The organism is Hymenobacter cheonanensis (assembly GCF_030581075.1).
Taxonomy (GTDB): domain Bacteria; phylum Bacteroidota; class Bacteroidia; order Cytophagales; family Hymenobacteraceae; genus Hymenobacter.
The window spans coordinates 288,189-310,418 of record NZ_JAUQSW010000002.1; the positions used below are offsets into that span (position 1 = coordinate 288,189).

At 62.0% G+C, this 22,230-nt stretch carries 22 protein-coding genes; 8 read left to right on the forward strand and 14 right to left on the reverse strand.

Annotation, left to right across the window (positions count from 1 at the left end; genetic code table 11):
- Nucleotides 1-50: 50 nt before the first annotated feature.
- Nucleotides 51-1,043 carry a DMT family transporter gene (locus Q5H89_RS04825; RefSeq protein ID WP_305018167.1) on the forward strand — a complete coding sequence of 331 codons (993 nt, stop codon included), beginning with the start codon at nt 51-53 and terminating at the stop codon, nt 1,041-1,043.
- Here the strand turns inward: Q5H89_RS04825 and Q5H89_RS04830 are convergent.
- Both Q5H89_RS04830 and Q5H89_RS04835 read right to left on the reverse strand, forming a co-directional pair.
- Nucleotides 1,024-1,260 carry a hypothetical protein gene (locus Q5H89_RS04830; RefSeq protein WP_305018168.1) on the reverse strand — a complete coding sequence of 79 codons (237 nt, stop codon included), beginning with the start codon at nt 1,258-1,260 and terminating at the stop codon, nt 1,024-1,026. The genes Q5H89_RS04825 and Q5H89_RS04830 overlap by 20 nt on opposite strands.
- On the reverse strand, nt 1,257-1,628 hold the full coding sequence (locus tag Q5H89_RS04835) for a hypothetical protein (RefSeq protein ID WP_305018169.1): 372 nt from the start codon (nt 1,626-1,628) through the stop codon (nt 1,257-1,259). The genes Q5H89_RS04830 and Q5H89_RS04835 overlap by 4 nt, the downstream gene beginning before the upstream one ends.
- A gap of 88 nt (nt 1,629-1,716) precedes the next feature.
- Here Q5H89_RS04835 and Q5H89_RS04840 point away from each other — a divergent pair, with 88 nt between their 5' ends.
- Entirely contained in the window at nt 1,717-2,355 is a 639-nt protein-coding gene (locus Q5H89_RS04840) for a DUF1684 domain-containing protein (protein ID WP_305018170.1), read from the forward strand.
- A 7-nt stretch (nt 2,356-2,362) separates the two neighbouring features.
- On the opposite strand, the gene Q5H89_RS04845 is transcribed toward Q5H89_RS04840, so the two are convergent.
- Nucleotides 2,363-4,144, reverse strand: coding sequence for an amino acid permease (locus Q5H89_RS04845; protein WP_305018171.1), 1,782 nt, complete (start codon nt 4,142-4,144; stop codon nt 2,363-2,365).
- Nucleotides 4,145-4,258: 114 nt separating this feature from the next.
- Between Q5H89_RS04845 and Q5H89_RS04850 the strand changes: the two genes are divergently transcribed.
- Genes Q5H89_RS04850 through Q5H89_RS04860 form a run of 3 tightly spaced genes read left to right on the forward strand, consistent with a single transcriptional unit; the run spans nt 4,259 to nt 7,086 of the window.
- A complete protein-coding gene (locus Q5H89_RS04850) occupies nt 4,259-5,059 on the forward strand; it encodes a carboxypeptidase-like regulatory domain-containing protein (RefSeq protein ID WP_305018172.1) in 801 nt (266 codons plus the stop codon).
- Nucleotides 5,060-5,092: 33 nt separating this feature from the next.
- Nucleotides 5,093-5,908 carry a carboxypeptidase regulatory-like domain-containing protein gene (locus Q5H89_RS04855; protein ID WP_305018173.1) on the forward strand — a complete coding sequence of 272 codons (816 nt, stop codon included), beginning with the start codon at nt 5,093-5,095 and terminating at the stop codon, nt 5,906-5,908.
- A 50-nt stretch (nt 5,909-5,958) separates the two neighbouring features.
- On the forward strand, nt 5,959-7,086 hold the full coding sequence (locus Q5H89_RS04860; protein ID WP_305018174.1) for a lipocalin family protein: 1,128 nt from the start codon (nt 5,959-5,961) through the stop codon (nt 7,084-7,086).
- Between the two features lie 21 nt (nt 7,087-7,107).
- Here the strand turns inward: Q5H89_RS04860 and chrA are convergent, their stop codons facing one another.
- Together chrA and Q5H89_RS04870 are read right to left on the reverse strand one after the other, a co-directional pair.
- Nucleotides 7,108-8,337 carry a chromate efflux transporter gene (gene chrA / locus Q5H89_RS04865; protein ID WP_305018458.1) on the reverse strand — a complete coding sequence of 410 codons (1,230 nt, stop codon included), beginning with the start codon at nt 8,335-8,337 and terminating at the stop codon, nt 7,108-7,110.
- A 216-nt stretch (nt 8,338-8,553) separates the two neighbouring features.
- Complete coding sequence (locus tag Q5H89_RS04870; protein ID WP_305018175.1) at nt 8,554-9,531, reverse strand: isopenicillin N synthase family dioxygenase; 978 nt, start codon at nt 9,529-9,531, stop codon at nt 8,554-8,556.
- Nucleotides 9,532-9,756: 225 nt separating this feature from the next.
- Between Q5H89_RS04870 and Q5H89_RS04875 the strand changes: the two genes are divergently transcribed.
- Nucleotides 9,757-10,623, forward strand: a complete 867-nt coding sequence (locus tag Q5H89_RS04875) for a hypothetical protein (protein ID WP_305018176.1) — start codon at nt 9,757-9,759, stop codon at nt 10,621-10,623.
- Nucleotides 10,624-10,693: 70 nt separating this feature from the next.
- On the opposite strand, the gene Q5H89_RS04880 is transcribed toward Q5H89_RS04875, so the two are convergent.
- The 4 genes from Q5H89_RS04880 to Q5H89_RS04895 are packed head-to-tail and all read right to left on the reverse strand — an operon-like array spanning nt 10,694 to nt 14,165.
- Nucleotides 10,694-12,067 carry an FAD-dependent oxidoreductase gene (locus Q5H89_RS04880; protein WP_305018177.1) on the reverse strand — a complete coding sequence of 458 codons (1,374 nt, stop codon included), beginning with the start codon at nt 12,065-12,067 and terminating at the stop codon, nt 10,694-10,696.
- Between the two features lie 42 nt (nt 12,068-12,109).
- Nucleotides 12,110-12,526, reverse strand: coding sequence for a hypothetical protein (locus tag Q5H89_RS04885; protein WP_305018178.1), 417 nt, complete (start codon nt 12,524-12,526; stop codon nt 12,110-12,112).
- Between the two features lie 11 nt (nt 12,527-12,537).
- Nucleotides 12,538-13,020, reverse strand: coding sequence for a GAF domain-containing protein (locus Q5H89_RS04890; protein WP_305018179.1), 483 nt, complete (start codon nt 13,018-13,020; stop codon nt 12,538-12,540).
- Between the two features lie 32 nt (nt 13,021-13,052).
- Nucleotides 13,053-14,165: a mechanosensitive ion channel family protein gene (locus tag Q5H89_RS04895; RefSeq protein WP_305018180.1), complete on the reverse strand. Its 1,113-nt coding sequence runs from the start codon at nt 14,163-14,165 to the stop codon at nt 13,053-13,055.
- A 436-nt stretch (nt 14,166-14,601) separates the two neighbouring features.
- Here Q5H89_RS04895 and Q5H89_RS04900 point away from each other — a divergent pair, with 436 nt between their 5' ends.
- The gene (locus Q5H89_RS04900; protein ID WP_305018181.1) at nt 14,602-14,922 is read left to right on the forward strand and encodes an ArsR/SmtB family transcription factor; all 321 of its coding nucleotides are present in this window, start codon (nt 14,602-14,604) and stop codon (nt 14,920-14,922) included.
- 255 nt (nt 14,923-15,177) lie between these two features.
- Here Q5H89_RS04900 and hemA read toward each other — a convergent pair whose 3' ends face one another.
- Nucleotides 15,178-16,458, reverse strand: a complete 1,281-nt coding sequence (hemA, locus tag Q5H89_RS04905; RefSeq protein ID WP_305018182.1) for a glutamyl-tRNA reductase — start codon at nt 16,456-16,458, stop codon at nt 15,178-15,180.
- Nucleotides 16,459-16,631: 173 nt separating this feature from the next.
- Between hemA and Q5H89_RS04910 the strand changes: the two genes are divergently transcribed.
- Nucleotides 16,632-17,840: an ATP-binding protein gene (locus Q5H89_RS04910; protein ID WP_305018183.1), complete on the forward strand. Its 1,209-nt coding sequence runs from the start codon at nt 16,632-16,634 to the stop codon at nt 17,838-17,840.
- Nucleotides 17,841-17,972: 132 nt separating this feature from the next.
- Here Q5H89_RS04910 and rfbA read toward each other — a convergent pair whose 3' ends face one another.
- The 4 genes from rfbA to galE form a co-directional block, all read right to left on the reverse strand.
- A complete protein-coding gene (gene rfbA / locus Q5H89_RS04915; RefSeq protein ID WP_305018184.1) occupies nt 17,973-18,851 on the reverse strand; it encodes a glucose-1-phosphate thymidylyltransferase RfbA in 879 nt (292 codons plus the stop codon).
- 9 nt (nt 18,852-18,860) lie between these two features.
- Nucleotides 18,861-19,868, reverse strand: coding sequence for an SDR family oxidoreductase (locus Q5H89_RS04920; protein ID WP_305018185.1), 1,008 nt, complete (start codon nt 19,866-19,868; stop codon nt 18,861-18,863).
- Nucleotides 19,869-19,993: 125 nt separating this feature from the next.
- Entirely contained in the window at nt 19,994-21,049 is a 1,056-nt protein-coding gene (rfbB, locus tag Q5H89_RS04925) for a dTDP-glucose 4,6-dehydratase (protein WP_305018186.1), read from the reverse strand.
- A 90-nt stretch (nt 21,050-21,139) separates the two neighbouring features.
- Nucleotides 21,140-22,162 (reverse strand): UDP-glucose 4-epimerase GalE, encoded by a 1,023-nt coding sequence (gene galE / locus Q5H89_RS04930; RefSeq protein WP_305018187.1) that lies wholly within the window; start codon nt 22,160-22,162, stop codon nt 21,140-21,142.
- Nucleotides 22,163-22,230: the final 68 nt, after the last annotated feature.

Genomic DNA, 22,230 nt, shown 5'->3' on the forward strand with positions numbered 1-22,230 from the left:
CCGCCGCTACAGGCCGCCCAGCCGGCCGCCGCCGGGCGTAATTTTGCCCGATGCCCGCTCCTACCCTGCCCCACTCCCCAGTTGCCACCTCCCAGGATGCCAGTGCGCCCGCCGTGTCGGCCGCGCCCGAGGTAGGCGTGGCCAGCCCGGCGCCACCCGCTGCGGCCTGGGGGCTGCTAGGAGTGCTGTCGCTCATTTGGGGCACCTCGTTTATCTTGATGAAGAAGGGGCTGGTGGTGTTTTCGGCCCTGGAGCTGGGCGCCACCCGCGTGAGCGTGGCGGCGCTGCTGCTGCTGCCGTTTGCGCTGCGCGAGATTGGCCGCGTCGAGCGCAGCCGCCTCAAGTGGCTGGCCCTCAGCGGCACGGTGGGCACGCTCATCCCGGCTTTCTTATTCGCGTATGCCGAAACGCGGCTGGCCTCGGGGCTGGCGGGCGTGCTCAATGCGCTTACGGCGGTGTTTGTGCTGCTGGTGGGGGCGCTGCTGTTTGGGCAGCGCCTCACGGGGCTGCGGGTGCTGGGCATAGCGCTAGGGCTGCTGGGCACGGTGGTGATGCTACTGCTGGGCGGCAGCGGCGCCGAAGCCAGCACCCCGGCCGGGAGCGCAGGCAATGCCTGGTACGGCGGCTACATTGTGCTGGCCACCATTGGCTACGGCCTCAGCGTGAACGTAATAAAGCACCGCTTGCAGGGCCTCACGCCGGTGGCCGTTACTTCACTGCTGCTGCTGCTTGTTGGGGGGCCGGCGCTGGCTTTTCTGCTGCTGGGCACCGGCTTTGTGCACAAGCTGGCCACAGTGCCGGGCGCGTGGCCGGCCTTTGGCTACATTGCACTGCTAGCCACCATGAGCACGGCGGTAGCCACGGTGCTGTTCAACATGCTGATTCAGCGCTCCACGGCGCTGTTTGCCTCGTCCAGCACCTACCTTATTCCGATTGTGGCGCTGGGCCTAGGGGCCCTCGACGGCGAGGCGTTTAACCTGTGGCACGCTCTGGGCATGGCTGTTATTCTGGGCGGGGTGTTTATCATTCACCGGGCACGGTAGCCGGCAGCCGGCGGCGAAGGCGGTAGAGCAGCAGGGCCTGCCAAATCCGCACTCCTACCAGCAGGGCCAGCAGCGCGGGCAACAGCAGTAGCAGCACCCAGGTATTGGCCTCGGGATAAGAGGTGTGCGTGCGATTGGCCAGGTTCACCATAAAATCGACGCAGTACCAGTACGCCAGGTGCCCTACGTGCGCCATAAAGTGCAGGAGCGACTTCATAAGCGGGGCGCGTTTCGTAATTGGCGAATGGTGCGCGCGTTGCGCAACGCGCCGTAGGTGAGCCAGCCCAGCAGCAGCGGCAGCAACCCCAGATACACCGCAATGTTGGTGGCCACGTACCAGCCCCGCCCACCCGAAGCCAGCGCCCGCACGGTAGCATCGTACACCGGCCGCAGCAGGAAATACGCCCGGCTGTTGGCCCGCGTGGCGTGGGTGCAGTGGTGCAGGGCGCAGTAGCGGGTGCAGTAGGCCGCCGCGTGGGCGCGGCCAGCCGGGTGTGGCGCGTGGGCATTAACCCAATAGCCCAGGGCCAGCGGCAGCAAAGCCAGCAGCAGCGTAAGCAATAAGGGGCGGACGGCGGGCAGCATAGCCAGTAAAGCTAAGCGAAGCAACGACTTGGCCCGGCCAGATGGCCCAAGTGCCCTGCCGAGCCAGGCGGCACCCTAGCTTTGCACTATGTCTTTCTTTCGGATGCTGGCCGGGGCTGGCCTGCTACTGGCCAGCAGCAGCGCCCTGGCCCAAAATGCGCCCCCATTACGCCTCGACTCAACTGCCCACGCGCAGCAGGTAGCCAAGTTTCAGGCGCACCTGAACCAGGAGTTTCGCTCGCCCCAGGAGTCGCCACTGCCGGCCGCCGAGCGCCTGGCTTTTACTACATTGCCGTACTATCCCGTTGGCTACCGCTACTGCGTGGTAGCCAAGCTTGTGCGCGACACTAAGGCGCAGGTATTTGAGATGATGACCAGTACGCCTCGCCGGCCGCTGTATCGCAAGTACGGCGAAGTGTTTTTTACCCTAGCGGGCCGGCCGCTCACTCTCAGCGTGTACCAAAGCCTGAGCCTGATGACCAAGCCGGGCTTCACCGATTACTTATTCATCCCCTTCACCGACCTCACCAATGGCCACGGCAGCTACGGCGGTGGGCGCTACCTCGACCTGCGGATGCCACCAGCTGGCGTACACACGATGCTACTCGACTTCAACTGCGCCTACAACCCGTCGTGCGCTTACAGCCCGGCGTATTCCTGCCCCGTGCCACCGGCCGAAAACCGCCTGCCCGTGGCCATTCCGGCCGGGGTACAAAGCGACCATTAGCCGCTGGCTAGGCCGCTGCCTTGTTCAGCTTCGAGTGCTTGTGCCCGTAGGTGAAGTAGATGGCCAGCCCGATGAGCAGCCAAATCAGGAACATCGTCCAGTTATTAATGCCCAGCTGCGTCATCAGGTAGAGGTTAGTGAGCAGGCCCAGCACGGGCAGCAGCGACAGCTTTTTCTGGAACGTGACGAACACCAGGGCCAGCGAGGCCAGGATAAACACCATAGTCGGAATCTGGTGGGCGAAGCCGGCCACTACTTTGCCCGTCAGCTCATCGGTTACCAGCCAGCCGTGCGCCCCCGTGGCGTCGAGCCAGAACTCGTGGTTGCCTACTGCATTATAGGTCTTTATCAAGTAGATAGCCGCCACCAGAATGAGCGGCACCAGCCAGCGGCCGTTGAGGTACGGCACCCGGAAGCGGGCGTCGGAGCGGCCGTAGGGGTCGATAATGAGAATGCCGCCGCAGACAAGCGCAAAGGCGAACAGCGTGCCGATACTCGTGAGGTCGACCACCAGGTCCATGTTCAGAAACAAGGCCGGCACGCCCACGAAAACACCCGTGACGATGGTGCTGAACGAGGGCGTGTGGAACTTGGGGTGCACCCGGGCAAACACGGGCGGCAGCAGGCCATCGCGGCTCATAGTCAGCCAGATGCGCGGCTGGCCCAGCTGAAACACCAGCAGCACCGAAGCCATGGCAAACACCGCGCTCACAGCCACCAGGGCCGAGAGCTTGGAGAGGCCTACCTTGGCGAACACGAAGGAAAGCGGGTCGCCCACGCCCAGCTCTTTGTAGCTCACCATGCCGGTGAGCACCAGCGTGATAATAACGTAGAGCACCGTGCAGATGATGAGCGCGTACATCATGGCCTTGGGCAAGTCGCGCTGCGGGTTTTTGCACTCCTCGGCGGTGGTCGAGATGGCATCGAAGCCGATGTAGGCGAAGAATACGGCCGACACGCCCTTAAGCACCCCGCCGATGCCGTTGGGCGCGAAGGGCGACCAGTTGGCGGGCTTCACGTAGAACGCGCCCACCACAATCACCACGGCCACGATTATCAACTTCAGCACTACCAGCAGGTTGCTGGCATTTTTACTTTCCTTGATGCCCACGTACACCAGCGCGGTAATGGCCACCGTGATGAGGAAAGCGGGCAAATCGACCACCAGCCGCAGGCCATTAAACAGCTCCGGCGCCTGGGCCCAGGCGTAGTAGGCTTCGAGCTGGGCGGGCGTGGCGGCGGCCAGGGGCTGGCCGCTTTGCATCAGGCTCATTACGGCCTGGTAGCCGGTATGCGCGCTCTGGGTGCCCATGGTGAGCCAGCGCGGAATGTGCAGCCCCACGCTATCGAGCAGGCCGGTGAAATAGTCGCTCCACGAGATAGCTACTACGATGTTGCCCACCGCGTATTCCATGATGAGCGCCCAGCCGATAATCCAGGCCGCTAGCTCGCCAAACGAGGTGTAGGCGTAGGTATAGGCCGAACCGCTGACCGGAATGGTAGCCGCAAACTGCGCGTAGCACAGCGCCGAAAACGCGCAGGCCACCGCCGTAAACACAAACAGCAGCGATACCGCCGGCCCGCCATTGAGGCTGGCCTGGCCGATGGTGCTGAAAATACCCGCCCCGATAATGGCCGCGATGCCGAGGCCCGTGAGGTCGCGCACGGTGAGGTGGCGGGCTAGCCCGCCGGCGGCGCCGCCACCGTGGCCTTCGGCATCGGCGGGCGGGTTGGTTAGGATGGCCGCGATGGACTTGCGGCGGAAGAGTGAAGAAGTAGTGGGGGGCATTCGGCCAGGGGAAGATTGGGCGCGCAAACTAGTAAACGGCCAAGATACGGCCGGGCCGTGTGCAATCGGACGCGGCGCGGCATCGGCAGAGAAACCACTTCGCTTTTCTGAGCTATGCCCCAACGTGCTACCCTAGTCCGTATTCCGCAGCCCTGCCACGAGCGCTGGGACGCCATGATGCCCACCGCCGCCGGCCGCCACTGCGCCGCCTGCCGGAAAACAGTGGTCGACTTCACCCAAAAAACCGACGCCGAAATCCTGGCTGCCCTGCGCCAGGCGGCCGGCGAAACCTGCGGGCGCCTGCGGGCCGACCAGCTGAGCCGGCCGCTGGTGGTGCCGGCCCCGGCGCCGCGCTGGCGCGCCTGGCTAGGGGCAGTGCTGGCCGCGGGCAGCGTGCTGGGCGCCGGCCGCGCGGCTGCGCAAGCGCGCAACAGCTACTACGCTGGCCCCCAGCCGCTACCCGCGGCCAGCCCCGCCAGCAACGCAATCGCCACTGAGCCTAGCCGCGCTGCCGCGCCGCCAGCCACCGAAACCGCTCCTGGCAAGGCAGTTACGGTGCGCGGGGTAGTGCAGGACGCCGCCACGCACGAAGGGGTGCCGGGCGCTACGGTACTCGTGAAAGGCACCACTACCGGCGCCTCGACCGATGCCAATGGGGCCTTCGAGCTAACGGTGGCGGCTAGCGGGGCGCCGGCGGTGCTCACTTTTAGCTCTGTGGGCTATGTTGGGCAGGAGAGCCTGCTTGCGCCCGGCAGCAGCCAGCCGCTGGCCATTGCCCTGGCTACTGATGTGAACGGGCTGATGGGCGAGGTGATTGTCATCGGAGGCGTTTCGCAGCGGCCCTGGCCCTGGCACCCGCGCCGCTTTTTCAACTGGGGCAAGTATTGGGTTACCAAGCCGTTTCGAGCGGGCTAGTAGTTTGTCTCTTCTCCTGTTTTCTTTCTGGCCATGCCTATCCTATCGCTACAAATTGCGCAGCCCTGCCCCGAAAGCTGGGAGGCGATGATACCTACCGAGGGCGGCCGCCACTGCGCCGCCTGCCAGAAAACGGTCGTCGATTTCACCTGGAAAACGGACGCTGAAATTCTGGCTTTCCTGGCCAACGCCTCCGGCGAAACCTGCGGTCGCCTGTGGTCTGACCAACAAAATCGTCCGCTGGTGAGCCCGTTGCCAGCCAGGCCGGCCCCGCGCTGGCGCGCCTGGCTAGCCACTGCCCTGGCGCTGTGGGGCACGCGCGAAAGCCAAAGCCTGGGGGCCACGGCACACCCTGCACCGGCTGCCAGCAGTCGCCACGCTTCCATCCAAACGCATAAACCCAGCCGGCCGGCCCGAGGAGCCAAGCAGCTGCACGGTACCGTGCGCGATGCCGCCACCCACGAGCCCCTGGCTGGCGTGGCTATTTTCCTGAAGGGGGAGAATCGCAGAACTACTACTGATTCGGCCGGGCGGTTTAGCCTGCGGCTACCTGCCGGGCCGCCGGCGGGCCGGCGCCGGCGGCTGGTGCTGCACCGTGCGGGCTACCTATCGCGCCAGTTGCCTTTGGCGCCGGGCGGACAGCTGGAGTTAGCGCTGCGCGCCGACCCTGCTGCCGCGGGCGCAGAGGTGGTGGGGATACTCCCAGACCAGAAGCGGTGGGTAATGGGTGGCGCTGTTACGACGATTGTTGGCGCTGATAAAGTTGACACTCCCCTAACGCCACCGCCCGCCGCTCGCCCAGCCCACGGCTTTTTTCAGTGGCTTACGCGGCCTTTCCGGCGCAGCTAAATCAGTCACGGCGCCAAACTTTTCAGCTCCAAAAACCCTTGTGCTAGGGTATGATGCGCCTACCCCTAGCCCTGTTTTTTGCGCTGTTTTTAGCGGCCTGCTCTTCTTTTAAGCCGGTACCGACTACCCGCTTCAACCCCACCGCCACCCGTGCCGAGCTGCCCCGCGAGGAGGCCGTGCACCCCAAAAACTCGCTGGAGTGGTGGTACCTCACCGGCCACCTGCGCGACCAGGCTAGCGGCGAGGAGTTTGGCATCGAGTACGTCTTTTTTCACTTCAACCTGAAGGATGGCAAGGACGACTACCAGATGGTAAACGTGGCCATTACCGACCCCAAAGGCCAGAAATTCAACTACGACTACCAGCTCGATAAGCTGCCGCGCCTGCTCGCCGACTCGCTGCCCCTGCGCCTGCGCGACCACAAGGCTGGCCAGACCTGGACCTTCAACGGCCAGGAGGGCAAGTACCAGTTTCAGGCTGCGCTCACCGGCAAAAAGAACGCCGGCTACGCCCTTAACCTCAGCACCACGCCCACCAAGCCGGTGCTGCTGCACGGCGGCACCGGCTACGAAAACTATGGCGGCGGCGTGCTGGCGGGCTACTATTCGTACCCGCGGCTAGCCACCACCGGCACGCTGGTGGTGGGGGGCAAAACGCACCAGGTAAGCGGCGAGCTGTGGTACGACCGCCAGTGGAACTGCACCAGCATCGTAAGCAAAGGTGTGGGCTGGGACTGGCTCAGCATCCAGCTCGACCAGCCGCGCGAGGAGCTGATGCTCAACGCCCTGCGCAATACCGAAACCAACCAGACGCTCAATAACGGCTCGTTTTTCAGCGCCAGCAACGAGAATGTGCACCTGAGCGGCAACGACTTTACCCTCACGCCCCTCACCTACTGGACCAGCCCGCATTCCAGGAAGAAGTACCCGGCCAAGTGGCGCGTGCAGGTGCCTGGCCAGGGCTACGACCTCGTGGTGGAGCCCTTGGTGCCCGACCAGGAACTGGGCCTGCGCTTCTTCCACGCGTTCACCATGTATTATTGGGAAGGCATGTGTAAGGTAACCGGCACCCACCGCGGCCAGCCCGTAACGGGCAAGGCCTACGTGGAAATCACGAACCGCCAGGCCGAGGCTGCCGAGCGCGCCAAAGGCGTGCTGCCCACCGGCGCGGCCAATTAGCGGCGGCGTAATGCGGGCGCGCTAGCCCTTAAACAGGGCCCCGGCCAGCAGCGCCGCGCCCACTATCGCCACGCTCGGCACCTTTTCCCAAAGCAGCAGCAAAAACGTGAGGCCCACCAGCAGCGGGTTCAGGGGCAGGGCCACGCCGTGGGCACTGGCCCAGGGGCCGGGCAGGGCCAGCAGGCGGTCGGGCAGCGGGTGGTAGAGCAGCAGCGCGGCGGCGCATACCAGGCCAGCGCTCACGGCATTCACACCTTCCAGCGAGGCCTTCACCACGCGGTACTGGCGCAGGCTGTCCCAGAAGCGAATAACGAAGAATATAAGAAATGTACCGGGCAAAAAGATGCCCACCGCGCCCACCACCGCCCCTAGCAGCTGCGGCCCGGCGCCGCCCACCGGCCGCATGGCCAGCGCCCCGATGTAGGAGGCAAACGAGAAATTGGGCCCCGGCAGCGCCTGCACCAGCCCTAGCCCCGACAAAAACTCGGGCCCCGTGAGGTAGTGCTTGTACTCCACAAACTCGGCAAAAAGCAGCGGCGCCAGCACCTGCCCGCCGCCGAAAACCAGCGAGCCGTTGCGGTAAAAATTCTCGAACAGGCGCACCGGCAGCAGCTGCGTGTAGTGCCCCAGCAGGGCCGCCACCAGAAATACCCCTAGCCAGAGCGCACCATTGGCCCACTCTACCCGAATGGGCTTCTTATTCTGCACAATGGCGTGCTTGCGGTAGCGCAGCGTGGTAACGGCGCCGCCCGCCAGCAGCAGCAGCGGCAGCACGCCCGGCCGCTGAAAGAAATACGCCACCATCGCCGCCACTACCAGCAGGGCCACCGAGGTTTTGGTATGAATGACTTTCTCGGCAATGCGGTAGGCCGAAAAGGCCACGAAGCCCACCGCCACCGGCTGCACAAACTGCACCAGCCGCGCCGTAAACGCCGTGTCGAAGTGCGTGAGCAGCAGCCCCGCCAGGGTCATAATTGCCACTGCCGGCAGGCACCAGATAAACAGGGTGAGGTACGCCAGGTTGGGCCCCCCTAGCCGGAAGCCGATGGCCGTCATGGTCTGGGTAGAGGTGGGGCCGGGCAATAGCGCGCACAGCGCCTGCAGCTCCAGCAGCTCGGCGGCCGTGAGGTAGCGGCGCTTGTTTACCAGCAGCCGGAACATCATGGCCAAATGCGCCTGCGGCCCGCCGAAGGCCGTGCAGGCCAGCGCCGCCACATCTTTGAGAAAGATGAAGTTGCGGGTGCGCCGCATGCGCCGGCCGGCCCGGCGCAACGGCACCAGGGGAGCGGGCAAATCGGCGGGGGCGGGCAAATGGTCGGGCACAGTGCAGCAGGGTAGCTATGCCGAAGATAGAGCCGCCGCTGCCAACGCCCACTGCCAGCGGCCAGCGGCCAGCCCAAAAAAGAAACGGCCAGCCCAGGTGGGCCAGCCGCTTCGGGTAGCTTTATGCGCCAGTGGCGCGAAGACTTACTTCTTCTTGAGGCCCAGCTCGATGAGGCGCTCGTTTAAGAACTCGCCGGCCGTGATGTCGGCTTCCTTCTTGGGGTTATCCTCGGTTACGAGGTGTGGCAGGGCGGCCAGGCTCATTTCCGAGCGCGGGTGCATGAAGAACGGGATGCTGTAGCGCGAGGTGTTCATTTTCTCGCGGGGCGGGTTCACTACGCGGTGAATGGTGCTCTTGAGCACGCCGTTGGTGAGGCGCTGCAGCATATCGCCCACGTTTACCACAATCTGGTCGGGCAGGGCCGTGATTGAAATCCACTGGCCATCGCGGCGCTTCACTTGCAGGCCATCGGCGCTAGCCCCCATCAGCAGGGTAATGAGGTTGATGTCGCCGTGCTCGGCGGCGCGCACGGCATCGGCCGGCACCGCGTCGGGGTCTTCGATGGGGAAGTAGTGAATGGGGCGCAGGATGCTGTTGCCGTTCTTCACCTTGTCGTCGAAGTAGTTTTCGGGCAGCTCCAGGTACAGCGCAATGGCGCGCAGCACGTCTTTGCCGGCGGCCTCCAGGGTGCGGTAGGCCTTCATGGTGCTTTGCTCGAAGCGGGGCACCTCCTGGGGCCAGATGTTGGCCGGGTAGTCATTCTTTACCGGGTCGTTGGCGTCCAGCACTTCCTGGCCCACGTGGTAAAACTCCTTCAGGTCGCCGGTGTTGCGGCCCTTGGCGTGCTCCTTGCCCTTGCTGATGTAGCCGCGCTGGCCGGCTAGCTCGGGCACTTCATACGACTGCTTGGCCTGGTCGGGCAGCTGAAAGAACTGCTGCACGTCGGCGTACAGGTCCTTGGTCTGCTGTTCGTTGAGGCCGTGGTTTTTGAGGGCAATAAAGCCAATGCTTTGGTAAGCAGCCCCCAGGTCTTGCACAAACTTGGCTTTGCGGGCGGGGTCGCCCGAGCGGAAATCCGCGAGGTCGAGCGAGGGAATGTGGTCAGGCAGGTTATCAGCCATAACGTAAACGAAGTGGTTGGTGGTGGATGAGTTGCTGATTACTCTCCGTAACCACTGGTAGCAGGCAGCCCGCCCGCCAGCCCCTCAAAAGCAGCCAGCCGCCGGCACCAACCCACTAGCAGCAACCAGTAGTTATCTACCCACGAAGGTAACAAAAAAACCTTTCCGCTACTTACTTGCGTACTCACGGTTCACCTTAATCTCTTTCACCTTTCTTCGCCCCTCATGCTTTTCTCCCGCACCCTCGTTGGTGGCCCGGTGGCCCTGGCTGCTCTGGCACTGCTCGGCAGCTGCAGCACCACCCAGCAGGCCGAAACCACTACTAGCCCCGCCGACCGCCCCAACGCCATTGGGGCGCCCACCACGGCCTCTACTGTGTCGGGCCAGGCCCAGAGCAAGGGCGGCATCACGCTTACGCCCTACAACGACTCGCCCAAGTTTCCGACCGCCCAGATGCGCGTCAATGCGCCCATCCAAGGCTCTACAGTGCCGAGCGGCGAGGTGGCCTTTTCGTATGACCTGACCAACTTCCAGCTCACCAAAATGACGGAGAGCGAGCACGGGATGCAAATGGCTAACTCGATGAAGGGCCAGCACATCCACAATATTGTGGACAACATGCCCTACACGGCGCACTACGACACGAAGTTTACCAAGCCCATTCCTGATGGCCAGCACGTTGTGCTGTCGTTCCTGTCGCGCTCGTACCACGAGAGCCTCAAGCACATGGGGGCTTATGACCTGCGCACCATTACGGTGGGCACGCCGGCCGCCGGCACCCCGCCCAACCCCTTCGACCTGAAGGCGCCGCACCTGTTCTACAGCCGCCCCAAGGATACGTACTCCGGCAAAGATGCCCAGAAGATTATGCTGGACTTCTACCTCGTGAATACCACGCTAGCCCCCGATGGCAACAAGGTGCGCGCCACCATCAACGGCAACGAGTTCATGCTCAACCAGTGGCTGCCCTACATGATGGAAGGCCTGCCCGCCGGCCAGGCTACCATCAAGCTGGAGCTGCTGGATAGCAGCGGCACGCTCATTCCGGGGCCGTATAACTCGGTAACGCGCACGATTACGGTAGCCCCGTAATTGTTCTTACTAAGGCCAAAAGGGTCGTGTTGCTCAGCAGCACGACCCTTTTGGCGTTTGGGTGGGCTAGCTACTTAGCAAGCATCGCCTGGTGCACCTGCGCCTGCACTTCCGGCTTGTCATAGTCGGCCTCGGCCTGAATAAGCGGCATGAGCTGCTGCATAATGGCTTCCTGGCGCTGGCCGGCGGCCCAGGCCTCGGCATAGGAAGTATCGGGCGAGAACGTGACGCGCGAGTACAGCGGCACCCACTGCCCCGGGTACTGCGCGGCAATTTTGCTTTCGATGCGCTTTTGCAGCAAAAAGCGCGGGTCGGCCACGCGGTCGCGCATTTCCACAAAATTGTAGAGAGCGAGGTCGGCCATGGCGTCGGTGTTGGGTTTGCGCTGGTGCTCAAACTCGTCCATTACGCGGTCCCAGTTGGCCTCGCCGTGCTGCTCCAGCAGCTGGTTTAGCACGGTGCAGTCTTCAAAGCCCGCGTTCATGCCCTGGCCGTAGAAGGGCACAATGGCGTGCGCGGCATCGCCGAGCAGCAGCACGGTATCGCGGTAGGCCCACGGAAAGCAGCGGATGGTGACGAGCGAGCCCGTGGGGTGGTCAAAGAACTCGTCGGTGAGCTGCGGCATCAGCGGCACCGCGTCGGGGAAGGTAGCGGCGAAAAAACTCGCCACATCGGCCGGCGTTTGCAGCGCGGCAAACGACTTGTCGCCCTCGTAGGGGAAGAACAGCGTGGCATTAAACGAGCCGTCGAGGTTGGGCAGCGCTATCATCAGGAAGTTGCCCCTAGGCCAGATGTGCAGCGCGTTCTTTTCCAGCTGCCACTCCCCGCCAGGCCCCGCCGCAATGGTCAGCTCCTTATAGCCATATTCCAGGTACTGCTGCGAATAATCGGTGCGGTCGGTGCGCTGCAAGGCCGCCCGCACCGCCGAAAACGCGCCATCGGCCCCAAACAGGCGCTCGTAGGCCACGTCCAGCTCGTGCCCGCTGGCCACATCCTGCAAGTGCAGGCGGCGGCCGGGCAGGTCGAGCTGCGTCAGCTTCTGGCCGAAGGTTATCTGCACGCCAGCCTCCTTCTCGGCCAGGTCAAGCAGCGCGCAATTAAGGCTGCCCCGGTTTACGGAGTAGATAGCCTGGTTTTCCTGGCCGTAGGGCTGAAACGTAAGGTTGCCCTGCCCGTCGTGCATCACGCGGCGGTACATCGGGATGCCCACCTGCCGGATGTCGTCGGCCACGCCCACGCCGGCCAGCGCCCGCCAGCCCCGGTCGCTCAGGGCCAGGTTGATGGAGCGCCCCCCTAGCAGGCCCTGGCGGCGCGGGTCGGGCAGCCGCTCGAACATCTGCACCGGGTGGCCGCGCCGCGCCAGGTACAGCGCCAGCAGCGAGCCCACCAGGCCTGCGCCCATTATTACCAGCGGCTCGGCAGCGGCGGCAGTAGCATCGTGCATTGGCTCCATCATAGCTAAGGAAAAATTTGCGCCAGCGCGCGGTTAGCGCAGGCTGGCTAGCGGGTAAATAAAGGTTTGGGAGCTAGAGCTATTGCCCGGCGACAGCAGGCTGCGCCGAAACGTAGCCTGCGCGCTTACGGCCTGGTAGCTGGCCGGGCTAGCCAGGTCGGCTACTACCAGGTGGGCCAGCTTGCGCATGCGCTGCTTCAGCGTGTCGGGGTGCTGCTCGGGCGTGCTGCGCGGGTTAACCACCTCCAGGGTAATGATGGCGAGGCCCTGCGGCCCGGGCCCGCTGGCCGGCGTGGCCGATACCTTCACCTGCTCGGCTTGCAGCAGGTGTGCCTGGCGCTGAAAGGCGGCATCGTAGGCATGGCGCAACGCTACGCCAGGCGCTATTTCCACTTGGCCGCCGCAGGCCGTCAGGCCCACCGCCAGCAGTCCCCACCAATATGTTTTCATGCTGCTTTCTATTAAAACCAACTGGCAGCTAGCCCCATCAGCTGCTCCAGGGCCACCAGGTCGTCCTGGTCGAAGTCATTGAGCTTATCGCTGTCCACATCGAGCACGGCCACTACTGCGCCATCTTTGAAAATAGGCACCACGATTTCCGACTTCGAGTCGGAGCTACAGGCAATGTGCCCGGGAAAGGCCTCCACATCGGGCACCAGCACGGTGCGCGCCTCGGCCCAGCTTGTGCCACACACGCCGCGCCCGCGCCGGATGCGCGTGCAGGCTATCGGCCCCTGAAACGGCCCTAGCACCAGCTCTTCGCCCTGCACCACGTAGAAGCCCACCCAAAAAAAGCCGAACACCTGCCGCAGCGCGGCGGCCGTGTTGGCCAGGTTGGCCGTGCGGTCGGCCTCGCCCACGGTAAGGGCCGCCACTTGCGGGTGCAGCTCGGCGTAGCGGGCCGCCTTGGGCAGGCCCGGCGTCAAAAACAAGGTTTCGGACATGAGAATAACGAATATAAAAGCGGCCCGCCGGCCTAGGCGGCAGCGGGCGTGGCCACTGGCGTGGCCGTGGCAAAGCTACCGCCCTGGTGCTCGACGGCCTCCACCAGGCGGTAGTTCAGCGTCTCCTTCACGTCGAGGTACTCGTCGTAGCTGGTGGTTTCCACGAAGTATTGCACCGTCACTTCCTTGCCCGAGGGCGAGATGGAGTTGAACTTCATTTGCACGTCCTGCACGAGCGAGTGCGCCGTCATGGCCGCCACCGCTTCGCTGATAATGGCTTGCAATTGGTCGCTGGTCGTTTTCTGGTCGAAGTAGAGCGTGAAGCCGACGCGCCGCGCCGTGCGCAGGCTTAGGTTATCCAAGGGCTTGTCAATCATGCTCTTATTGGGCACCGTGAGGTAGCTTTTTTCGGCCGTGCGCAGGCGCGTGCTCCGAAAGCCGATTTTCTCCACCGTGCCGCTCACCGTGCCCGCCGTCACGAGGTCGCCCACCCCAAACGGCTGGTCGATGAAGATGGTGAACGACGCCAGCAGGTTTTCCAGGCTTTCCTTGGCCGCGAAAGCCACCGCCAGCCCCCCAATGCCGAGGCCGCCAATCAGGGCTGTCACGTTCACCCCAAAAACCTGCCCTAGCGCCACCAGCAGGCCAATCACCACCACAAATACCTTGAGCAAATCCTTGGCAAAGGGCAAAAACTGGCTGTCGAGCCGCCGCGTGCCGGCGGCAGCCGTCACCAGCTCGGCGCGGCGCTGCACCACCAGCAGCGCGAAGTCAATCAGGCTTAGTATTACCCACACTATCGTGGCAATTACACCCAGGTGAAAAAGCCCGAGCAGCATCACCTTCGGCCAGGGCTCCACGCCTTTCACCGCCAGCGGCGGCAATGGGTAGCGCAACACGCTGAACGCCAAATAAAAAGAAATCAGAAAAAGCAGCGCGCCCAGCGGCTGAATCAGCAAGTCGTGCAACTCGCTTTCCGACACGCCCGTGGTGTAGCGCTTGGTGAGGCGAAATAGCGCCTTGCTCAGCAGCCGCGACAGCAGCCGGTTGAGCGTGGCTCCCAACAATAAGATAAACCCCGCAATGAGGTAATCTAGCAACTCATTACCAAGTACTTCGCGGTGTAAGAATGCAGGGATTTCCATTCGTAATAAGCTTGGCCGCCCTAACCTCGGGCCCGGGGCTGATACGCAAGGCAGCAACCAGCCGTTGAATTTCGGCCCGGCGGCGGGCCCTGGCAAGCCTCCGGGCTTTAGAGAAGCGCAGCTTTTTCAGCTGCCGAAAAGGCTGGCTGAAAATCGCGGGCCTTAAGCGACCATTAATTAATACCCGGGTTATTTTAAAAAAATAAGGTATTAGCTAAGTGCTTAAAAAAGGCAAAAAAGTGCCAATGCAGGACACAGGACCACAACTTGCATTTACCCAAGCGAGTACGCCCGAATTTTGCTATACTTTTTGTGTGGCTACAATAGTCTACAATAGTATTCTTTCGCTTACTTTGCATTTCCAACCTCCCTAGCAATAGGGGATTGGAATCATTCTTCTATTTCCCCTTCTACCATTTTTAAAGCTAACATTACCATGAAACCATTGCACAGCCGCGTGGAGGCCGAGCAGCTAGACCGCGCTGCGGCCATGCTCAAGGTGCTCTCGCACCCCAAGCGCCTAGCTATTGTTGATTTGCTTGGCAAAAGCAAAACCAAAGACCACCAGATGTCGGTGACTGAAATTTATCAGGCCCTTGACATTCCTCAAGCTATTGCCTCGCAGCACCTTATCACGCTCAAGGACCGTGGGGTACTAAAGTCGAGCAAGGTAGGCACCAAGATTTACTACTCGCTCGCTGTTCCGCAGCTGCTCAAGATTATCGACACGCTGGAGGATTATTCCGGCCGCATCTAAGTCGCACTCCAATGCTTTGTATGGGTGGGTGACGGTGGCTGGGCCATCGACACCCACCCATAATTTATGCACCACTACCAGGCTCTTGCTTTTTTCCAATAATGCAATCGTTTTCTGGCCTATGTATTATTGAAAATTGCATATTAGGCAGTAAACCTGAAGCATAAGCCAGAGATAACTAGCTGAAAACACCGCGCCCCACCCTACTGACTGTTTCAGCACGGTGGGGCGCGGTATTTTCGGGCAGCTTAGCGCCTATACGCTGGCTGCCTGATGCTCTAAATCAAAAATATCAGTCAGCAGTGGCAGCAGCTGCTCGGCTTCGTCGCGGCGACAGGCGGCTTTTAGGTGCAGCACGTGCTGCTTCAGCACCTTTTGCATGAAGGCCCGGGTAGCGTCATCCAGCAGCTTCACCTCAGCGGGCGTAGCTTTCTTCTGGAAGCGGTCAAGCTCTTGCTGACGCAGCTGCTCCAGGCCGGCCTTCATGCGCTGGATAAGCGGCGATACCAGCATCTCGCGGCTCCAGTCGGCAAAGTCGGCCAGGCTTTCCGTAATGATGGCCTGCACCTGCGGCACGGCGGCTAGCCGCTGCTCCAGTGCCGCCGAGGCTTTGCTCTGGATGGCATCCACGTTGTAAACCAGCACGCCGGGCACCTGCTCCACATCGGCGGCTACGGAGCGGGGCACGGCCAGGTCGATAAAGAACTTGTAGCTCAGCACATCGAGGCGCGCTACCAGCTCGTGGGTGAAGAACGGCGTTTCGCGGTTGATGGAGGAGATGATAACATCGGCCTCGCGTAGGGCGTCGGCCAGGTTATCAAAATCGGCGATGCGCAGCTGGCCAGGGGCAAACTCGGCCGCCAGCTCCTCAGCCCGGAAGCGGGTGCGGTTGCACAGCGTAACGCTGCTAAAGGATTTGCTATCAGCCAGGTGCCGGCACACGTCGCTGCCAATCTCACCCAGGCCTACTACCAGCACGCGGGGGCTAGCCACATCGGCGGTCAGTTCCTCTACCAGTTCCAGGGCCGCGTAGCTCATGCTGGCGGCGCCATCACGGAAGCTCGTTTCCTGCTGCACGCGCTTGTTGGCGAAGAAGATGGTGTGCAGCAGGCGGTGCAGAAAGGGGCCGGCCGCGTCGGCATCGGCCGCCCATTGGTAGGACTGCTTTACCTGGTTGATAATCTGCATATCGCCCACTACCTGCGCATCGAGGCCTAGCGCCACCTCGAAAAGGTGGCGGGTGGCCGTTTCAGCGTCGGGGTACACGTCGAAATACGCGGCGAAGCTGCCCGCGTCGGGCCGCTGCTTAAGCTCGCCCAGCGCCCGAATGATGGCGGCCGAATAGTCGTCGTCGTGCGCGTAGTAGATTTCGGTGCGGTTGCAGGTGCTCAGCACCAGCACATCGGCCAGGTGCAGCTCGCTACGCAGCTGCGTGAGAAAGCGGCGGCAGGCGGCCTCGTCCAACGCCAGCAGCTCGCGAATGGCGAGCGGGGCATTGCGGAAGGATAAACTAACAGCCTTAAACGGATGGGACATAGCACGGGCCGACCCAGGGCCGGCCTGCAAAATTACGGTATAAATAACTGCGGTGGAAACAGGCGGCACCCCCATTGGGTTCGGCGGCGCCCGCCAGTGCACAAACTATCGCTTTCACTCGTTGAACGAGGCTAGCGACGCTCCAAGCGCCGCGCCCGACCTTTACCGCATCTATGCTTTCTCCCCTTTACGACCAAAAATCACGTATTAAGCTGCTGGTCTTGCTGCTGGCGCTGCTTATTGCCGGGGCAACTGTGGTGTATACCAACGTACTGGTGCAGCGCCTGTCGGAGCGCGAGCAGCATCAGATTGATTTGTACGCCAAAACGCAGCGCTACATTATTAATACGGAGGACACCAAAAATCTGCCCTTTTTGCAAGAGCAGATTATTGAGGCCAACACCACTATCCCCGTTATTCTCACCGATGGGGAAAATATCGTGGATACCAAAAACCTGGGCTTGCCGCTGCACCTGCCCCTGGCCGACTCGCTACGCCGGGTGCGGGCCGTGCTGCTGGAGATGCAACAGCGCCACCCGCCCATCGTGATTGAACTGCCCGGCAACACCCGCAACTACCTCTTTTACCAGGATTCGCGCCTGCTGCGGCAGCTGCGCACCTACCCGCTGGCGGCGCTGGCCGTTATCGCCTCGCTCTCGATGATGGCCTACATTGCCTTCAGCTACTCGCGGCGGGCCGAGCAAAACCGTGTGTGGGTGGGCCTGGCCAAGGAAACAGCCCACCAGCTAGGCACCCCGCTCAGCTCGTTGGTGGGCTGGCAAAGCTACCTGCGCGAGTCGGAGCGCTTTCGCGATGAGCCCATTGTGGAAGAGCTGGGCAAAGACATTAAGCGCCTCGAAATCATCACCGAGCGCTTCAGCAATATTGGCTCGGTGCCGGTGCTGAAGGCCGAAAACCTGTACCACACCACCCGCAACGCCATTGCTTACCTCGAAAGCCGGGTTTCGCGCAAGGTCAGGTTCAGCATCGAAACCGAGCTGCCGCTCGACACGCCGGCCTGCCTCAACGTGCCGCTCTTCGACTGGGTGGTGGAGAATATCTGCAAAAACGCCGTGGATGCCATGGATGGGCGCGGTTCCATCACGCTGCGCCTGCGCCGCGTGAAGCCCCCGCGCCAGTGGTGGCGCCGCCGCGCCCCGCGCCCCCAGGTGGCCATCGACATCACCGACACGGGCAAGGGCATTCCTAAAAACAAGCTCGAAAGCGTTTTCATGCCGGGCTACACTACCAAGAAGCGGGGCTGGGGCCTGGGCCTGGCCCTGGCCCGTCGCATCATCGAAAACTACCACGAAGGCCGGCTTTACGTGAAGGCCAGCGAGGTAGGCAAAGGCACCACGTTTCGACTGATTCTCAATCAGTAAACACCTCGCAAATAATAAAGAACGTCATGCTGAACGCAGTGAAGCATCTCTACCGCGCCGCTAGGGTACGTTCAGTAGAGATGCTTCACTGCGTTCAGTATGACGTTCTCTTTGTTTACTGACTAGCCTCGGCTAGCCGCCCATCACCAGTTGGTCGGGCAGGTTCATGAGGTAGTCGCCGTAGCCACTTTTGCGCAGGGGCTCAGCAATTTTGCGCAGCTGCGCGGCGTCGATAAAGCCTTGGCGGAAAGCGGCTTCCTCAATGGAGCCCACCTTGAGGCCCTGGCGCTGCTCCAGCACCCGCACAAACTCGCCGGCCTGCATCAGGCTTTCAAAGGTGCCGGTATCAAGCCAGGCCGTGCCCCGGCCCAGGATGCCCACTTTGAGCTTGCCCCGGCGCAGGTACTCGCGGTTTACGTCCGTGATTTCATACTCGCCGCGCGGGCTGGGCTGAAGGTTTTTGGCAATCTCAACCACTTCATTATCATAAAAGTAGAGGCCCGGCACGGCGTAGTTGCTCTTGGGCTTGGCCGGCTTTTCCTCGATGCTGAGGGCCACTTTATTGTTGTCGAACTCGACTACGCCGTAGCGCTCGGGGTCGTGCACGTGGTAGGCGTATACCACGCCGCCGTCGGGGTCGCTGTTGGCTTTTAGCAGCTCCTCCATGCCTTCGCCGTGGAAGATATTGTCGCCCAGCACCAAGGCTACCTTATCCTGGCCGATAAAATCGGCCCCGAGCACGAAGGCCTGGGCTAGCCCATTGGGCAGCTCCTGCACCACGTATTGGAAGTTGCAGCCCAGGCTCTGGCCATCGCCGAGCAGCTTTTTGAACTGCGCCTGGTCGTGGGGCGTGGTGATAATCAGGATTTCCCGAATGCCGGCCATCATCAAAATCGACAGCGGATAATAAATCATCGGCTTGTCGTAGACGGGCATGAGCTGCTTGCTCACGGCCAGGGTCAGCGGGTGCAGCCGGGTGCCGGAGCCGCCGGCCAGGATGATGCCTTTCATAGCAATAAATTAATTGCGCTCCTTGATAAACTCCTGGTTGGCCTTAAACCACGACAGCGTTTGCTGCAAGCCCTCACGGATGCGCACCTGCGGCGCGTACCCTAGCCGGGTTTCGGCTTTGGTAATGTCGGCCAGCGAGTCGCGGATATCGCCGGCGCGGTTGGGGCCGAATTTGGGGGCTAGCTCCGAGTGGGCCTCCTCGCGCAGGATGTCGTACATCTGCACCAGCGAAGTGCGGTCGCCCACGGCAATGTTGTACACCTGGCCCAGCGCCTCGGGATTTTGGGTGAGGGCCGCCCGGATGTTGGCCTGCACGCAATTAGCTACGAAAGTGAAGTCGCGGGTCTGGCCGCCATCGCCGTTCAGCGTGGGGGCGTTGTTTTCCAGAATGGCGTCAATAAAGAGCGGAATAACCGCCGCATAGGCCCCGCCCGGGTCCTGGCGCGGGCCGAAGATGTTGAAGTAGCGCAGGCCGATAATCTCCATGCCGTAGGTGCGGGCAAACACGTCGGCGTACAGCTCGTTGGCGTATTTGGTAACGGCGTAGGGCGACAAAGGCTTGCCAATGCGGTCCTCCACCTTAGGCAGGCCCGGGTGGTCGCCGTAGGTCGACGACGACGCCGCGTACACGAAGCGCTTCACGCCGGCTTCCTTGGCCGCAAACAGGACTTTCACGAAGCCGCCCACGTTCACTTCGTCGGTCGTAACGGGGTCGTTGATGGAGCGCGGCACCGACCCTAGCGCGGCCTGGTGCAGCACAATGTCGATGCCCGCGCAGGCCTTGGCGCAGGCCTCGCGGTCGCGGATATCACCCTCCTGCACTTCGAGCGCCGCATTGCCCTCGAATAGACGCAGGTTTTTGCGGAAGCCATTAGAGAAATTGTCCAGCACGCGCACTTTTTTAGCGCCGTGCTTGAGCAGGTACTCCACAAGGTTGGAGCCGATAAAGCCGGCCCCGCCGGTTACGAGAAAATGCAGCTCGTTGAGCGGCTGGTCGGTAAAAGGAATTTCGTACATCGATTAGGTATTCTATCAAAACGTCATGCTGACGAAGGAAGCATCTCTACTGCACAGCTACCTCTGGTCGATGCAACGAAGCGGTAGAGATGCTTCCTTCGTCAGCATGACGTTTACTTAAAAAGCTAGCGGCCTGCGTATTGCCTGGTATTATAGTCCTGGTAGGCGCCGCTGGTCACGTTATCCAGCCAGTCCTGGTTGGCCAGGTACCAATCCACGGTCTGGCTCAGGCCCTGCTCAAAGGTCACGCTCGGCTTCCAACCCAGCTCGTTCATTATTTTACTGCTGTCGATGGCGTAGCGCATATCGTGGCCGGCGCGGTCGGTCACGAAGGTGATGAGCTGGCGCGAAGTACCCGGCGCCTGGCCGGTTTTCTGGTCCACCACATCGCAGAGCAGCTCGATGAGCTTGAGGTTCTGCCACTCGTTTACGCCGCCGATGTTGTAGGTATCGCCCGGCTTGCCACGGTGAAAAACCGCGTCGATGGCCGTGGCGTGGTCTTTCACGAAAAGCCAGTCGCGCACGTTTTCACCCTTGCCGTACACGGGCACTTTCTGGCCGGTGCGCAGGCGGTGAATGGCGAGCGGAATCAGCTTCTCGGGGAAGTGGTTGGGACCGTAGTTGTTCGAGCAGTTGCTGAGTTTGATGGGCAGGCCATAGGTGTGGTGCCAGGCCCGCACAAAGTGGTCCGACGCGGCCTTGGAGGCCGAGTAGGGCGAGCGCGGGTCGTAGCTGGTTTCCTCCGTAAACAGCTCGGGGCCAAAGTCCAGCGAGCCGTATACCTCGTCGGTACTCACGTGGTAAAACGTATGGCCCTCAAAACCTTTGGGCTTCCAGAGGTTCTTGGCCGCGTTCAGCAGGTTGACGGTGCCAATGACGTTGGTTTTCACAAACGCCATCGGGTCGGTAATGCTACGGTCGACGTGGCTTTCGGCCGCCAGGTGAATCACGGCATCGGGCTCCTGGTGGGCAAAAAGCTGGTCGACAAACGCCTGGTCAGCAATGTCGCCCTTGATGAACTGGTAGTTGGCCGCATTTTCGATGTCGCGCAGGTTCTCCAGGTTGCCCGCGTAGGTCAGGGCATCGAGGTTCAGAATCTGGTACTCGGGGTATTTGGTAACGAACAGGCGCACCACGTGCGAGCCAATGAAGCCGGCCCCGCCGGTGATAAGAATTTTCATAGGTGCAGTAGCTAAACAGGGTGAATACGTGCCCACCGGCCGCCAGAACCAAGGCAAATCCTTAGTTACTAGCCACCTGCAATGAACACTTTACTTACTTAGGGTCTGCTGCCATTTCCAGGCGCTAGCCAGCGAGTCGCGGAGCGAGGTCGTGGTTTTAAAGCCCAGCACTTCGGCCGATTTGGTGGCGTCGGCGTAGATGGCGGGCACATCGCCGGGGCGGCGCGGGCCGATAACGTAGTTCAGCTTCTGGCCGCTAGCCTCCTCAAACGTCGCCACCACTTCGAGAACCGAGTTGCCGTGGCCGGTGCCCACGTTGAAGGTTTCGACCGCCTCGCTGGCCTTGCGGTCGAGCAGGCGCTGCACGGCCACAATGTGCGCCTTGGCCAAGTCTACCACGTGGATGTAGTCGCGCACGTTGGTGCCATCGGGCGTGTCGTAGTCGTTGCCGAAAATGGTGAGCTTCTCGCGCAGGCCGGCCGCCGTTTGGGTGATGAAGGGCACCAGGTTGTTGGGCACGCCTAGCGGCAGCTCGCCAATCTTGGCCGACTCGTGCGCCCCGATGGGGTTGAAGTAGCGCAGCAAAATGGTGTGCACCTTGTTATCGGGCGCGCCGGCCGCGTCGTGCACAATGTCTTCGCACATCTGCTTGGTGCGGCCGTAGGGCGAGTTGGCCGGCTTGGTGGGCGTGGCCTCGGTTACGGGCAGGTGGTCGGGCACGCCGTAAACGGTGCACGACGACGAGAACACGAGGTTCTCAACGCCTTCTTCTTTCATCACCTGCAAGAGCGTAATGAGCGAGCCCACATTGTTGTGGAAGTAGGCCAGCGGCTTCTGCACCGACTCGCCCACTGCCTTGAAGGCCGCAAAGTGGATAACGCCGGCAATGTCGCCCTCCGTTTTAAACACCTGGCGCAGGGCCTCGGCGTCGCCGCAGTCGATGCGGTGGCACGGCACCTCGCGGCCCAGAATGGCCTGGATGCCCCCTAGCGCCGACTCTTCCGAGTTGCTGAAATTGTCGATGATAATAGGCTCGTAGCCCGCCTGGGCCAGCTCCACCACGGTGTGCGAGCCAATGTAGCCAGCACCGCCGGTAACCAGAATTTTTTTCATAGTCAATGAGTGAATGGGAGAATGAGTGAGTGGGAAAATGACGCATTTTGGGTTGCATTCACCCATTC